At 63.3% G+C, this 14,638-nt stretch carries 14 protein-coding genes; all 14 read left to right on the top strand.

What is annotated here, in order from left to right; translation table 11 throughout:
• The first annotated feature begins 170 nt into the window (after positions 1-170).
• The 14 genes from CLU87_RS10735 (at position 171) to CLU87_RS10670 (ending at position 14,600) form a co-directional block, all read left to right on the top strand.
• The gene (locus tag CLU87_RS10735) at positions 171-1,403 is read left to right on the top strand and encodes a branched-chain amino acid ABC transporter substrate-binding protein (RefSeq protein WP_056063523.1); all 1,233 of its coding nucleotides are present in this window, start codon (positions 171-173) and stop codon (positions 1,401-1,403) included.
• Between the two features lie 84 nt (positions 1,404-1,487).
• The gene (locus CLU87_RS10730) at positions 1,488-2,441 is read left to right on the top strand and encodes a branched-chain amino acid ABC transporter permease (protein WP_056063520.1); all 954 of its coding nucleotides are present in this window, start codon (positions 1,488-1,490) and stop codon (positions 2,439-2,441) included.
• A 4-nt stretch (positions 2,442-2,445) separates the two neighbouring features.
• The gene (locus tag CLU87_RS10725; RefSeq protein WP_056746259.1) at positions 2,446-3,768 is read left to right on the top strand and encodes a branched-chain amino acid ABC transporter permease; all 1,323 of its coding nucleotides are present in this window, start codon (positions 2,446-2,448) and stop codon (positions 3,766-3,768) included.
• Positions 3,769-3,770: 2 nt separating this feature from the next.
• The gene (locus CLU87_RS10720; protein ID WP_015014388.1) at positions 3,771-4,556 is read left to right on the top strand and encodes an ABC transporter ATP-binding protein; all 786 of its coding nucleotides are present in this window, start codon (positions 3,771-3,773) and stop codon (positions 4,554-4,556) included.
• A gap of 1 nt (position 4,557) precedes the next feature.
• Positions 4,558-5,253 carry an ABC transporter ATP-binding protein gene (locus tag CLU87_RS10715; protein WP_056063513.1) on the top strand — a complete coding sequence of 232 codons (696 nt, stop codon included), beginning with the start codon at positions 4,558-4,560 and terminating at the stop codon, positions 5,251-5,253.
• Positions 5,254-5,443: 190 nt separating this feature from the next.
• Positions 5,444-7,543, top strand: a complete 2,100-nt coding sequence (locus CLU87_RS10710) for a 3-hydroxyacyl-CoA dehydrogenase NAD-binding domain-containing protein (RefSeq protein WP_055394024.1) — start codon at positions 5,444-5,446, stop codon at positions 7,541-7,543.
• 40 nt (positions 7,544-7,583) lie between these two features.
• Positions 7,584-8,759, top strand: coding sequence for an acetyl-CoA C-acyltransferase (locus CLU87_RS10705; protein ID WP_056063507.1), 1,176 nt, complete (start codon positions 7,584-7,586; stop codon positions 8,757-8,759).
• A 3-nt stretch (positions 8,760-8,762) separates the two neighbouring features.
• Positions 8,763-9,263: a PaaI family thioesterase gene (locus CLU87_RS10700; protein ID WP_225581328.1), complete on the top strand. Its 501-nt coding sequence runs from the start codon at positions 8,763-8,765 to the stop codon at positions 9,261-9,263.
• Between the two features lie 115 nt (positions 9,264-9,378).
• A complete protein-coding gene (locus CLU87_RS10695) occupies positions 9,379-11,247 on the top strand; it encodes an acyl-CoA dehydrogenase (RefSeq protein ID WP_099730443.1) in 1,869 nt (622 codons plus the stop codon).
• Complete coding sequence (locus tag CLU87_RS10690) at positions 11,247-11,456, top strand: hypothetical protein (RefSeq protein WP_099730442.1); 210 nt, start codon at positions 11,247-11,249, stop codon at positions 11,454-11,456. The genes CLU87_RS10695 and CLU87_RS10690 overlap by 1 nt, the downstream gene beginning before the upstream one ends.
• Positions 11,457-11,639: 183 nt before the next feature.
• Positions 11,640-12,431 (top strand): SDR family oxidoreductase, encoded by a 792-nt coding sequence (locus CLU87_RS10685; RefSeq protein WP_099730441.1) that lies wholly within the window; start codon positions 11,640-11,642, stop codon positions 12,429-12,431.
• A 154-nt stretch (positions 12,432-12,585) separates the two neighbouring features.
• Positions 12,586-13,017 carry a PaaI family thioesterase gene (locus tag CLU87_RS10680; protein WP_056063497.1) on the top strand — a complete coding sequence of 144 codons (432 nt, stop codon included), beginning with the start codon at positions 12,586-12,588 and terminating at the stop codon, positions 13,015-13,017.
• A gap of 114 nt (positions 13,018-13,131) precedes the next feature.
• Positions 13,132-14,148, top strand: coding sequence for an NADP-dependent oxidoreductase (locus CLU87_RS10675; RefSeq protein ID WP_099732133.1), 1,017 nt, complete (start codon positions 13,132-13,134; stop codon positions 14,146-14,148).
• Positions 14,148-14,600: a GNAT family N-acetyltransferase gene (locus tag CLU87_RS10670; protein ID WP_099730440.1), complete on the top strand. Its 453-nt coding sequence runs from the start codon at positions 14,148-14,150 to the stop codon at positions 14,598-14,600. Before CLU87_RS10675 ends, CLU87_RS10670 begins: the two co-directional genes overlap by 1 nt.
• Positions 14,601-14,638: the final 38 nt, after the last annotated feature.

Here is a 14,638-nt window from a genome sequence, read left to right as displayed (position 1 = left end):
ATGTGTGCGCATCGCTTGCGAGCGCCATTTTTTGCACTGCCCCAGGCTGGTGCGCGCTCGGGGGAGCGCAGCGCCAGTCACGTGTGCGACGCTGGTAGGGGCAATCCCTGAGCATCGCTTTGTTGCAACGCGGTACGCTGCGTTGTGTCGATTTACAAGGAGACAAAAGCATGAAGTTCGCTATTAAGGCTGTAGCAGCCTCGGTAATCTTGGCAAGCGCTGGCGGGGCCTTCGCTCAAAAGGGCGAGACGGTCAAAATCGCCTGGCTCGACCCCCTGTCTGGCCTGATGGCGGCCGTGGGAACGAACCAGCTCAAGAGCTTCCAGTTCATCGCTGAAGAGTTCAACAAGAAGAACCCTGCCGGCGTCAAATTTGAAATCATCGGCATCGACAACAAACTCAGCCCTCAGGAAACCACCAGCGCCCTGCGCTCGGCCATGGACCAGGGTGCGCGCTACGTGGTGCAGGGCAACGGCTCTGGCCCCGCACTGGCCATCATGGACGCGCTCGAAAAGCACAACGCACGCAATCCCGGCAAGGAAGTCCTGTTCCTGAACTACGCTGCCGTGGACCCAGACCTCACCAACAGCAAGTGCAGCTACTGGCACTTCCGTCTGGATGCAGACACCTCCATGAAGATGGAAGCGCTTACGACCTACATGAAGGACCTGCCAGAGGTCAAGAAGGTCTACCTGATCAACCAGAACTACTCGCACGGCCACCAGGTCTCCAAGTTTGCCAAGGAGATGATGCAGCGCAAGCGCCCCGACGTGCAGTTTGTGGGTGACGACCTGCACCCCCTGGCCCAGGTGCGCGACTTCTCGCCCTACATCGCCAAGATCAAGGCGTCGGGCGCTGACAGCGTGATCACCGGCAACTGGGGTTCTGACCTGGCACTGCTGATCAAGGCCGCTAACGACGCGGGCCTGAACAACGTCAACTTCTACACCTACTACGGCTCCGTCACTGGCAGCCCAACCGCCATGGGCTCTGCCGCTGCAGGCCGCGTGTACATGGTGGCTTACGCCCACATGAACCTGCCGGGCGAGCTCAACAAGATCGTGGTCGACTACAAGAAGAAGTTCAACGACGACATGTACACCGGCGCCGTGTACCACGCCTTCACCATGCTGTCCGAAGGTTTCGTGAAAGCCAAGTCCACCGACCCCGTCAAGGTGGCTGCAGCGTTTGAAGGCATGAAGTTCAAGAGCTTCAACGGTGAAGTCGAAATGCGCAAGACCGACCACCAGCTGCAACAGGGCCTGTTCATTTCCAAGTGGGAAAAAGCCGGCGGCAAGTACCCCATCGACTCGGAAAACACCGGCTACACCTTCGTGCCGCTGAAGTACTACGAGCCCTACGTGGCCAGCACGCCCACGTCGTGCCAGATGAAGCGCCCCTAAATCCGGCGCTGGCGTTTCGGCGCCAGAACTTCGAGGCCCGACGTACTCGGGCCTTTTTTTGTCCCTCCGTGATGAAAAATTCCAATGAATCCTGAGTTTTTCGTGATCTCTTTGCTGAACGGCGTGAGCTATGGGCTCCTGCTGTTCATGCTGAGTTCCGGCCTCACGCTGATCTTCAGCATGATGGGCGTGCTCAACTTCGCACACACCAGCTTCTACATGCTGGGTGCCTATTTCGCGTTCACCATCTCCGGGGTGGTGGGCTTTTGGCCGGCGCTGGTGCTGGCACCGCTTGTGGTGTTTGTGCTGGGGGCTGCGTTCGAGCGCTACGCGCTGCGCCGGGTGCACAAATTTGGCCATGTGCCCGAGCTGCTGGTCACGTTCGGGCTGTCGTACCTGATTCTGGAGGTCGTGCAGCTGGTCTGGGGTCGCTCCACGGTGCCTTACGGCCTGCCAGAGCAATTGCAGGGCCCGCTGTTCTCGCTGTACGGCACGCAGTTTCCCAAGTCGCGTTCGTTTGTGATGCTGGTGGCGCTGCTGATGCTGCTGTCGGTGTGGCTGCTGCTCACACGCACCCGCATCGGGCTGGTGATCCAGGCGGCTCTCAAGTACCCCGAAATGGTGGAAGCGCTGGGCCACAACGTACCGCGTGTCTTCATGCTGGTGTTTGGTGGCGGCGCCGCGCTGGCGGGCCTGGCGGGCGTGATCGGCGGCAACACCTATGTGACCGAGCCTGCGATGGCGGCGTCTGTCGGCTCCATCATCTTCGTGGTGGTGGTGGTGGGTGGCATGGGCTCGTTGGCCGGTGCTTTCATCGCTTCGCTGCTGATTGGCGTGGTGCAGACCTTTGCCGTGGCGCTGGACTACTCGCTGATCCACGTCTTCAAGGCCGTGGGTGTGGCGGTGACCGACCAGACCTTTGGCTATCCCTTGCTCAAGCTCACGATTTCCCAGGTGGCGCCCATCCTGCCGTACCTGTTCCTCGTGCTGATCCTGATCTTCCGCCCCAAGGGCCTTTTGGGCACGCGGGAGGACTGATGCCATGAATTCAACCACTCATCCTGTCTCCAGTGCCACGTCGCACTACCGGTTCAAGCCCTGGAACGTCGGGCGCTTCGTGATCTGGACGCTGTTTGCCGCAGCACTGATCGTGGCGCCCATGCTGTTTCGCAGCAGTCTGGCGCTGACCATGCTCTCGCAGATCGGCTACCTCATCATCATCTGCCTGTCCTACAACATGTTGTTGGGGCAGGGCGGCATGCTGAGCTTCGGCCATGCCGTGTACACCGGTCTGGGTTCGTTCATAGCCATCCACGCCATGAACATGGCAAGCAAAGGCAGCTTCAGCATTCCGCTGGTGCTGATCCCCATCGTGGGCGGGCTGGCGGGGGCCTTCTTTGCCATCTTGCTGGGCTTCGTCACGACCAAGAAGTCGGGCACCACATTCGCCATGATCACGCTGGGCATTGGCGAGCTGGTGGCTTCGATGGCGCTGATGTTCCCCGAGTTCTTCGGGGGCGAAGGCGGCATCACCACCGACCGCGTGTATGGCCAGTCGTTCTTCGGCATCACCTTCGGTCCTGCCATCCAGGTGTACTACCTGATCGCCGTGTACTGCTTCGTGTGCACTGCGGCGATGTTTGCCTTCACTGGCACACCGCTGGGCCGCATCCTGAACGCAGTGCGCGACAACCCCGAGCGTGTGGAGTTCATTGGCTACAACACGCAGCGGGTGCGCTACTTCGCCTTCATCATTGCGGGCTTTTTTGCCGGCATTGGTGGTGGTCTGGCCACCATCAACTTCGAGATCGTGACGGGTGCCGACAGCCTGAACGTGGTGCGTTCGGGTGGCTACCTGCTGTTCACCTTCCTGGGCGGTGCCACCTTCTTCTTCGGCCCCATCATTGGTGCCGTGCTGCTGGTGCTGGCGTCTGTGCTGCTGTCCGAGCTGTCCAAGGCCTGGCTGCTGTATCTGGGCCTGGTGTTCCTGTTCATGGTGATGTATGCGCCCGGTGGCGTGGCCAGCCTGATCATGATGAACCTGCGCTTGGCCAAGTTCGGCAAGCTGCGCCAGCTGTGGACCTCTTACCTTGCGCTGGGCGGTACTGCCCTGGTGGGTGTGATGGGCGCAGCCTGCATGATCGAGATGACCTACCACTTGCAGCTCAATGCCGCGCTGGGGCCAGAGTTGACCTTCCTCGGCGCCACGCTCAACGCCAAGGGCTTTACCAGCTGGTTCGGCGCGGTGTTTGTGATGGTGACGGGCTTTGCCCTGTTTGAACTCTGCCGCCGCCAATTTGTGCGCCAGTGGAGCAGGATCCAGGAAGAGATAGAACATGAAATCAAGCGCGGGGAGGCTTTGTAACCATGGCGGCTGACAACGCAACCTATGCGCTCGAACTGCGCGACCTGCGCAAGAGCTTTGGCAAGACCGAGATCATCCGCGGCGCCAACCTGGCGGTGGCGCCTGGCGAGCGCGTGGCCATCATCGGCCCCAACGGCGCGGGCAAGTCCACGCTGTTCAATCTGATCAGCGGGCGCTTTGCGCCCACCAGCGGCGATGTGATCCTGAATGGCCAGCGCATCAACGGCATGGCACCGTACGAGATCAACCGGCGCGGGCTCTCGCGCAGCTTCCAGATCACCAACATCTTTCCCAAGCTGTCGGTGTTCGAAAACCTGCGGTGCGGCGTGCTGTGGAGCATGGGCTACAAGTACACCTTCCTGCGCTTCCTGTCGAACCTGCACGATGCCAACGAGCGCGCCAAGCAGCTCATGGAAATGATCAAGCTCGACAAGAAGCGCGACACGCTGGCGATGAACCTGACCTACGCTGAGCAGCGTGCGCTGGAGATTGGCATCACCATCGCGGGCGGTGCCAATGTGATCCTGCTGGACGAACCGACGGCCGGCATGAGCAAGACCGAGACCTCACGCTTCATCCACCTCATCAAGGAAGTGACCGAAGGCCGCACGCTGCTGACGGTGGAGCACGACATGGGCGTGGTGTTCGGCCTGGCCGACAAGATCGCTGTGGTGGTGTATGGCGAGGTGATTGCCTTTGACACGCCCGACAAGGTGCGCGCCAACCAGCGCGTGCAAGAGGCCTATCTGGGCTCGGTCGTTGCGGACGAGCAAGGGGCGGGACACTGACATGCTGAAAATCGAAAATCTCCACGCCTATTACGGCAAGAGCCATGTGCTGCATGGCGTGACCTTTGATGTGCAACCCGGTGAAATCGTGGCCCTGCTGGGGCGCAACGGTTCGGGCCGCTCCACCACCGCCAAGGCCATCATGGGTCTGGTGGACTGGGAGGGCACACTCAACTGGAAGGGGCAGGACCTCAATGGCAGGAAGGCCTACGAGATCGCCCACCTGGGGGTGGGTTATGTGCCCGAAAGCCGCGATGTGTTCCCCAACCTCACCGTGCACCAGAACCTGATGCTCGGCCAAAAGGGCAGTGGCAAGAACAGCCGCTGGTCGTTTGACGATATGTACGAGATGTTCCCCCGACTCAAGGAGCGCCAGCACACCGAGGCGGGCGTGATGTCGGGCGGCGAGCAGCAGATGTTGACCCTGTGCCGCACGCTCATGGGTGACCCGGACCTCATCATCATCGACGAGCCCACCGAGGGTCTGGCACCCAAGATCGTCGAGCTGGTGGGGCAGTACCTGCAGACCATCAAGTCGCGCGGCATCTCGGTGCTGTTGATCGAGCAGAAGCTGACCATTGCCATGAAGATCTCGGACCGCGCGCTGGTCATGGGGCATGGCTCGATCGTGTTCCAGGGCACACCGGACAGCCTGCGGGCCGACAACTACATCCGCAAGGAATGGCTTGAAGTCTGACGATTTCTGAAAAACCATGGCCAAAAGAGGCGCCCGATAGCTGAAGGCGCCTCTTTTTTTGCTCTACCAAATGTTGCACTGCAAGCCCCCTTGTCCCGCCCGGGACAAATTGACACGCCAAATGGGTTTGAAGTCTCTACAATAAAAACGCACGATCGTTCTTTTTCACTTTCCAAGGAACAACAGCACCATGACCGCTGAATACAAAGTCCACGGCTCCGTTGCCGTGATCACCATGGCCAACCCTCCCGTCAACGGACTCGGTCTGGCGACCCGCCAGGGCATCGTGGACGGCCTTGGCCGTGCAAATGCCGATGCAGCGGTCACGTCCATCGTGATCACCGGTGCCGGTGGTGCGTTCTCTGGCGGCGCCGACATCAAGGAGTTCGGCACCGACAAGTCGCTGCAAGAACCCAACCTGCTGTCGGTGATTGCCGCCATTGAAAACTCGGCCAAGCCCGTTGTGGCTGCCATGCACAGCGTCGCCATGGGCGGCGGGCTGGAGCTGGCCCTGGGTTGCCACTATCGCATTGCAGCGCCTGGCTGCTCGATTGCACTGCCTGAAGTCAAGCTGGGCCTGATCCCCGGTGCAGGTGGCACGCAGCGCCTGCCCCGCGTGATTGGTGTGGAAGCGGCGCTCAACCTCATCGTGAGCGGCGAGCCCGTCAAGAGTGAAATGATTGGCGCCGTGCCCGGCCAGAAGCTGTTTGACAAGATGGCCGCGTCGGCCGAGTCGCTGGCGGCAGAAGCCCTGGCATTCGCGCAAAGCGTGGCCGATGCCCGCCCGCTGCCCCTGGTGCGCAACTTCCCCTGTAAGCACCCCGAAGGCGACGCGTACTTCCAGTTCGCGCGCAACATGGTCAAGGGCATGGCCAAGAACTTCCCCGCACCCGCCAAGTGCGTGGACGCTGTTGAAGCCGCCACCAAGAAGAAGTTCGCCGAAGGCATGCTGGTCGAGCGCGAGATCTTCATCAACCTGATGTGGACGCCCGAGTCGCGCGCACTGCGCCACCTGTTCATGGCCGAGCGTGCGGCGAGCAAGATCCCTGATGTGGCCTCCGACACCCCCAAGCGCGACATCAAGCTGGTGGGCGTGATTGGCGCGGGCACCATGGGCGGCGGCATTTCCATGAACTTCCTGAACGCAGGCATCCCCGTCAAGATCCTGGAGATGAAGCAGGAAGCCCTGGACCGTGGCGTGGCCACGATCAAGAAGAACTACGAAGCCCAGGTCAAGAAGGGCAAGCTCAAGCAGGACAAGTACGAGCAGCGCATGGCCCTGCTGAGCACCACGCTGAGCTACGACGATCTCAAGGACTGCGACCTCATCATCGAAGCCGTGTTCGAAGAGATGGGCGTCAAGGAAGCCGTGTTCAAGCAACTCGACGCTGTGGCCAAGCCCGGCGCCATCCTGGCCTCCAACACCTCCACGCTTGACGTGGACAAGATCGCAGCGTTTACCAAGCGTCCGCAGGACGTGGTGGGCATGCACTTCTTCAGCCCTGCCAACGTGATGAAGCTGCTGGAAGTGGTGCGTGGCAAGGAGACCGCCAAGGATGTGCTGGCCACCGTGATGGCCATCGGCAAGAAGATCAAGAAGACTTCCGTGGTCTCGGGCGTGTGCGATGGTTTCATCGGCAACCGCATGATCGAGCAGTACAGCCGCCAGGCTGGCTTCCTGCTGGACGAAGGCTGCACTCCCCAGCAGGTGGACAAGGCCATCGAAAAGTTTGGCTTTGCCATGGGCCCGTTCCGCATGGGCGATCTGGCGGGTAACGACATTGGCTGGGCCATCCGCAAGCGCCGCTCCGTCGAGCGCGCCGACATGAAGTACAGCCGCACGGCCGACAAGCTGTGTGAACTGGGCCGCTTCGGCCAGAAGACCGGCGCAGGCTGGTACGACTACCAGGCCGGCAAGCGCGACGCGATCCCGAGCGACCTGGTCAACAAGATGATCGAAGACCACCGCAAGGAGCTGGGCATCACGCCGCGCAAGATTTCGGACGAAGAAATCGTGCAGCGCCTGGTGTTCGCACTGGTCAACGAAGGCGCGCACATCCTGGAAGACGGCATTGCCAGCAAGTCCGGCGACATCGACATGGTGTACCTGACCGGCTACGGCTTCCCCATCCACCGTGGCGGCCCCATGCACTACGCCAGCGAAGTGGGTCTGTTCAACGTGGTGCAGGCCATGGACCGTTTTGCCAAGAACCCGCTGGATGACGCAGCGTTCTGGAAGCCCGCTCCGCTGCTGGCCAAGCTGGCCGCCGAAGGCAAGGCCTTCCAGTAAATAGCCGCGTGCACCCATCTACAGAATCAAAGGAATTCACATGACCTCCGCAGTGATTGTTTCCACCGCCCGCACGCCGCTCGCCAAGAGCTGGAAGGGTTCGTTCAACATGACGCATGGCGCCACCCTGGGCGGCCATGCCGTGCAGCACGCCGTGTTGCGCGCCGGCATTGATGGCGCTGACGTGGACGACGTCATCATGGGTTGCGCCACGCCCGAAGGCGCCACCGGCAGCAACATCGCGCGCCAGATTGCCTTGAAGGCCGGTCTGCCCATCACCGCCTCCGGCGTCACGGTCAACCGCTTTTGCTCTTCGGGGCTGCAGACCATTGCCATGGCCGCCCAGCGCATCATCGCTGGCGAAGCCGATGTGTTCGTGGCCGGTGGTGTTGAAAGCATCTCCTGCGTGCAGCAGGAGATGAACCTGCACATGATCCAGGACCTGGCTCTGGCCAAGCAAAAGCCCGAGATTTACTGGAGCATGCTGCAGACCGCCGAGCAAGTGGCCAAGCGCTACAACATCGGCCGCGAAGCCATGGACGAGTACGGTGCAGGCAGCCAGCAAAAGGCCTGTGCCGCTCAGGCCAACGGCTTGTTCGATGCAGAAATCGCCCCCATCACCGTGACGGCCGGTGTGGCTGACAAGACGCTGGGCCTGATCACCAAGCAAGTGACGGTGAGCAAGGACGAAGGCACGCGTGAAGGCACGACGGTGGAGGCCATCAGTGGCCTGCGGTCGGCACTGCCCGGTGGCCTGATCTCGGCCGGCAATGCCAGCCAGTTCTCTGATGGCGCCGGTGCCTGCGTGATCACCAGCGAAGAGTACGCCAGCAAAAAGGGCCTCAAGCCCCTGGGCCGTTTCCTCGGCTTTGCAGTGGCCGGTTGCGAGCCTGACGAAATGGGCATCGGCCCTGTGTTTGCCGTGCCCAAGGTGCTGAAGAAGCTGGGCCTCACGGTGCAGGACATCGACCTGTGGGAGCTGAACGAAGCCTTCGCCGTGCAGGTGCTGTACTGCCGCGACAAGCTGGGCATCCCGGCGGACCGTCTGAACGTGAACGGCGGCGCCATCGCCCTGGGCCACCCCTACGGTGTGTCGGGCCAGCGCCTCACGGGCCACGCCCTCATCGAAGGCAAGCGCCGTGGCGCCAAGAAAGTGTGCGTGACGATGTGCATCGGCGGCGGCATGGGCGCTGCGGGCATTTTCGAGGTGCTGTAAGCCATGTCCGGGCAGGCCTCGTCGCCACCGCGCACCGACATCCCCGATGTCGTGGTGTCGCCCGAGGTCTTCCTGGCCATGGGGCGTGAGGTACTGGCATCGCAGCCGTTCAGCATCCTGGTGGGGGCGCGGCTGCATGCCTTGTCCCCAGGGCACTGCGAGCTGCACCTGCCCATCACGCCCCAGTTGCTGCAACAGCACGGTTTTGTGCACGGGGGCGTGCTGAGCTATGTGGCCGACAACGCCCTGACCTACGCAGGAGGCACCGCGATGCGGGTACCCGTGGTGACCTCCGAGTTCAAGATCAACTACCTGCGCCCTGCGGTGGGCGAACTGCTCATCGCCCGTGCGCAGGCGGTGCACCATGGCCGCGCGCAGGCGGTGTGCCGCTGCGATGTGTTGGTGGTGCAGGCAGGCACCGAAAAGCTGTGCGCCGTGGCGCAAGGCACCATTGCCGCGCTGCCACCGCGCGAAGACGCGGCACCGTCGCCCGCTGGCGCCTGATGGTGGAAAGGGATGGGAGCATGTTCCTCCTCACTCCTGCGCCGTTTCCTCCTTATTTGATAGCTGCTGGCGCATGATTTATCTGCGCCTGGAGCCGTTTTAACCCTGAAATGCCATGAGCCTACGTCCCACCGTCGATTTCCTGCTCTACCAGTGGCTGAACGCCGAGAAGCTGCAAACCCGCGAGCGCTTTGCAGACCACTCCCGCGAAACCTTCGATGCCGTGCTCGACACCTCCGAGCGCATCGCGCGCGAGAAGTACGCGCCCTTCAACCGCGTGGTGGACACCGAAGAACCCCGCACCGAGACCGAGCCCGACGGCACGCTGCGCGTGGTGCTGCCGCAGGCCACCTACGAAGCACGGCGCGCCTACGCCGAGTCGGGCCTGCTGAGCGCCGCGCAGGACTACGACATTGGCGGCATGCAGTTGCCCTACACGGTGGAGGCGGCGGCCAACAGCTTTTTCGCGGCCGCCTCGATCAGCATTGGGTCCAACCTGCTGACCTCGGGCAACGCCAACCTGCTCATGGTGCATGGCACCGATCTGCAAAAGCAGGTGTTTGCGCTCAATGAATTCAACGGCCGCTGGTCGGGCACCATGTGCCTGTCGGAGCCACAGGCGGGCTCGTCCCTGTCCGACGTGGCCACACGCGCCGTGCCGGATGGCGAGGGCTTTGAGAGCGACCCGCTCGGTCCCCGCTACCGCCTCAAGGGCAACAAGATGTGGATCAGCTCGGGCGACCATGAGCTGACCGAAAACATCGTGCACCTGGTGCTGGCCAAGATCCCGGGGCCAGACGGCAAGCTGGTGCCCGGCACCAAGGGCATCTCGCTGTTCATCGTGCCCAAGAAGCTGGTGGACACCAACGGCCAGCTGACCGGCGTGCGCAACGACGTGGCGCTGGCGGGCCTGAACCACAAGCTGGGCTGGCGCGGCACCACCAACACGCTGCTGAACTTTGGCGAGGGCAAGTACCCCGTGGATGGCCAGGCGGGCGCGGTGGGTTACCTGGTCGGCCAGCCCGGCAAGGGCCTGCACTGCATGTTCCACATGATGAACGAGGCGCGCATTGGCATCGGCATGGCCGCCACCATGCTGGGCCTGGCCGGCTACTACGCCAGCCTGGACTACGCCAAGAACCGACCCCAGGGCCGGCCCGTGCAGGGCCCCAAGGACGGCGCGGCTGCCGTGGTCAAGGACGCCGCCCAGCCCCAGGTGCGCATCGTGGAGCACGCAGACGTCAAGCGCATGCTGCTGGCGCAAAAGTCGTACGGCGAGGGCGCCTTGGCGCTCAACCTGTTCTGCGCGCGGCTGGTGGACGAGCAACACACGGGCGATGCCGCTGCGGCCGACGAAGCCCGCCTGCTGCTGGAAGTGCTGACCCCCATCGCCAAGAGCTGGCCCAGCGAATGGTGCCTGGAGGCCAACAGCCTGGCCATCCAGATCCACGGCGGCTACGGCTACACGCGCGACTTCCCGGTGGAGCAGTACTGGCGCGACAACCGCCTGAACATGATCCACGAAGGCACCCACGGCATCCAGGCCATGGACCTGCTGGGTCGCAAGGTGCTGATGGAAGGCGGTCGTGGCCTGCAACTGCTGGCCGGGCGCATCAACGCCACCATCGAGCGCGCCATCCAGGTGCCCGCGCTGGCTGCCCACGCCAACGCGCTGGGCAAGGCGCTGCAGGACGTGGGCGCTGCCACCAAGGCCGCCTGGGCCACGGGCCAACCCGCTGATGCGCTGTCCAACGCCGTGCCCTACATGCAGGCCTTTGGCCACACGGTGCTGGCCTGGGTGTGGCTGGACGTGGCGCTGGCCACGCTGGCGGCCGATGCCGCGCTGGCGCAGCCCGCCAGCGTGGGCCGCATGGGCGCCATGCGCTTTTTCTTCCATTACGAGCTGCCCAAGATCGGCGCCTGGCTGCAAGTGGTCAGTGCACGCGACGCGACCTGCGCCAGCTTTCCTGAAGAGGCGTTCTGATGGCCGCCGCGCACACCCTGCAGCGCTTGCACAAAATCATCTGGGCTCTGATCTACGGCGGCCTGCTCACGCTGGTGCTGGGCATTGCCACCGCCCGCACCGATGCGGCCACGGGCTGGGTGCTGATGGTGGGCGGGGGCTTGGTGGCTGCCGTGGGCGTGGTGCTGATCGCCGTGCGGGCGCGGCTCAAGGACGACCCCCAGGGCTGACGCTGCGGCACCGCTGCAGCCACCTGGCGGGCCCACTGCGGAGCGGACGCGGCGGCGACACAATGCAGCCTTCTGGCGCCGCACAATGGCTGCCTGTATTCCACCCCCTGGCTGGCGCATTCCAGCGCCGGGCTGTGGTCCGAGAACATCCATCGACTGGCAAAAATCCAAGGAGACATTCACATGACACGCACCATCCAACAACTGTTTGACCTGACGGGCAAGACCGCCCTGGTGACCGGCGGCTCGCGCGGCCTGGGCCTGCAACTGGCCCACGCGCTGGGCGAGGCGGGCGCCAAGATCGTGCTCAGCTCGCGCAAGGCGTCTGACCTGGAAGAAGCCACGGCCGACCTGCAGGCCGTAGGCATCGACGCGCGCTGGATTGCTGCCGACTGCGCCAAGGAAGAAGACATCCGCCGCCTGGCCGACGAGACCTTGCAGCGCCTGGGCCATGTGGACATCCTGGTCAACAACGCGGGCGCGGCCTGGGGCTCTCCGGCTGAAGACCACCCCGTGGAGGCCTGGGACAAGGTGATGAACCTCAACGTGCGTGGGTACTTCATCCTGAGCCAGCACATCGCCAAGCACAGCATGATCGGCCGCCGCAGCGGCAGCATCATCAATGTGGCGTCCATCGCCGGCCTGGGCGGCAACCCTAAGGGCATGAACACCATTGCTTACAACACCTCCAAGGGTGCGGTGATCAACTTCACACGGGCGCTGGCGGCCGAATGGGGGGCCTACAACATCCGCGTCAACGCGATCTGCCCGGGCTTCTTCCCGAGCAAGATGACGGTGGGCACACTGAAGGCCATGGGCGAAGAAGCGCTGGCTGCCCACGCCCCTCTGGGCCGCCTGGGCGATGATGAAGACCTGAAGGGCCTGTGCGCGCTGTATGCGTCGGATGCGGGCAAGCACATCACCGGCCAATGGCTGGCGGTGGACGGCGGCGTGAGCATTGTGACCGGAGGGTGAAAATCCCCCTGAGCGGCTGCGCCGCTTCCCCCTTCTCTCGAATCGCTGAGCGATTCGGGAAGGGGGACGACGCAATCGCTGCGGGGCTGCCCTTGCTCTGCGTCCCTCGCCTGTGCCGCGCCAGTTGCGACCTACATTTCCAAAGGAACAAACCTTGATCAGTTTTGGTGTCGAAATCCCCTTTGTCAGCCACCTGGGCTTCACGCTGCACCGCATGGAGGACGGCGAGTCCGAGCTGCGTTACGAAGCCAAGCCTGAGCACCTGAACTCGTTTGCCGTGACCCACGGTGGCGCGTCTATGACGCTGCTGGACGTGACCATGGCGACGGCCGCGCGCAGCGTGACGCCGGACATGGGTGTGGTCACCATCGAGATGAAGACCAGCTTCATGCAGCCCGCGCGCGGGCCGCTGGTGGCCAAGGGGCGGTTGATTCACCGCACGGCCACCATGGCGTTCACCGAGGGCACGGTGTACGACGCCCAAGGCAAGGTGTGCTGCCACGCCACCGGCACGTTCAAGTACGTCAAGCGCCTGCCGGTGGACGGGCGCAATGTGAATGACCTCAAGGTCATCTCCACCGACTGAGCCAGTGATCGAGGTCGTCAGCAGGTTTTAAAGCCTTTTTGCCTGCAAGCGCAATGTATATATGCGCTGGCAGCTATCAAAAACATAGTGTTGAATTTTCTGAAGGAGCTTTCCATGCCACGCAACCAACAAATCGTTCTCGACAACCGTCCCCAGGGCGAAGCGGTGGCCAGCAACTTCAAGCTGGTCGCGACCGACACGCCCGCGCTGCAGGACGGCCAGGTGCTGGTGCGCCACCACTACCTGAGCCTGGACCCCTACATGCGCGGCCGCATGAACGAGAGCAAGAGCTACGCCGCATCGCAGGCGCTGGGCGAAGTCATGATCGGTGGCACCGTGGGCGAGGTGGCTGAGAGCAAGCATCCCAAGTACGCCGTGGGCGACAAGGTGGTGGGCATGGGCGGCTGGCAGGAATACAGCGTGGTCAATGCCGACCAGCCCGGCGCGCTTCGCAAGGTCGATACGACCCATGTGCCGCTGTCGCACTACCTGGGCGCCGTGGGCATGCCGGGTGTCACGGCCTGGTACGGCCTGGTCAAGATCATTGCGCCCAAGGAAGGCGACACCGTGGTGGTCAGCGCCGCCACGGGCGCCGTGGGCAGCGCTTTTGCGGCCCTCGCCAAGGCCCGTGGCTGCCGCGCGGTGGGCATTGCGGGCGGTGCCGACAAGTGCAAGTACGCAGTGGAAGAACTGGGCTTTGACGCCTGCATCGACTATCGTGCCCACAGCGACGTGAAGGCCATGTCCAAGGCCCTGAAGGAAGCGTGCCCCAACGGCATCGATGGCTACTTCGAGAACGTGGGCGGCTGGATCATGGACGCCGTCATGCTGCGCATGAACGCCTTCAGCCGCATCGCCCTGTGCGGCATGATCGCCGGCTACGACGGCGCACCGCTGCCCATGGCCAACCCCGCGCTCATGCTCATCAACCGCATGAAGGTCGAAGGTTTCATCGTCAGCGAGCACATGGAAGTCTGGCCTGATGCTCTCAAGGAGCTGGGCACGCTGGTCGGCACCGGCAAGCTGCGCCCGCGCGAAACCATTGCCCAAGGCATTGCCGCCGCGCCCGAGGCCTTCCTGGGCCTGCTCAAGGGCAAGAACTTTGGCAAGCAACTGGTCAAGCTGATCTGATGATGCTGAAGTGGACCTGGGCCCGCTTCGATGACCTGGGCGTGCATGCGCTGCATGACGCCCTGGCCCTGCGCTGCAAGGTGTTCGTCCTGGAGCAGGGCCCCTACCAGGACCCGGACGAAGCGGACAAAAAGTCCTACCACCTGCTGGGCTACGACGAGGCGGGTGCGCTGCAAGCCTGTCTGCGTGTGGTGGACCCGGGCGTGAACTACCCCGAGCCCTCCATCGGCCGCGTGGTCACCGCCAAGGAGGCGCGCGGCAACGGCACAGGCCGGGCGCTGATGCAGGAGGGCATTGCCCGCTGCAACCAGGCGTGGCCGGACCGGGGCATCCGCATCAGTGCGCAGGCGCACCTGCGGGGCTTTTACGGCAGCCTGGGTTTTGAAGCGGTCTCCGACGAATACCTGGAAGACGATATCCCGCACATTGAAATGCTGCGAAAGGCGGGCTGACACAGCCGCAGCCCCTTCGACCATTCACACAGCCCACC

This window comes from Acidovorax sp. 59 (assembly GCF_002754175.1).
GTDB lineage: Bacteria > Pseudomonadota > Gammaproteobacteria > Burkholderiales > Burkholderiaceae_C > Acidovorax > Acidovorax delafieldii.
The sequence above is the reverse complement of the archived record's forward strand: the minus strand, read 5'-3'. Positions and strand labels throughout refer to the sequence as shown.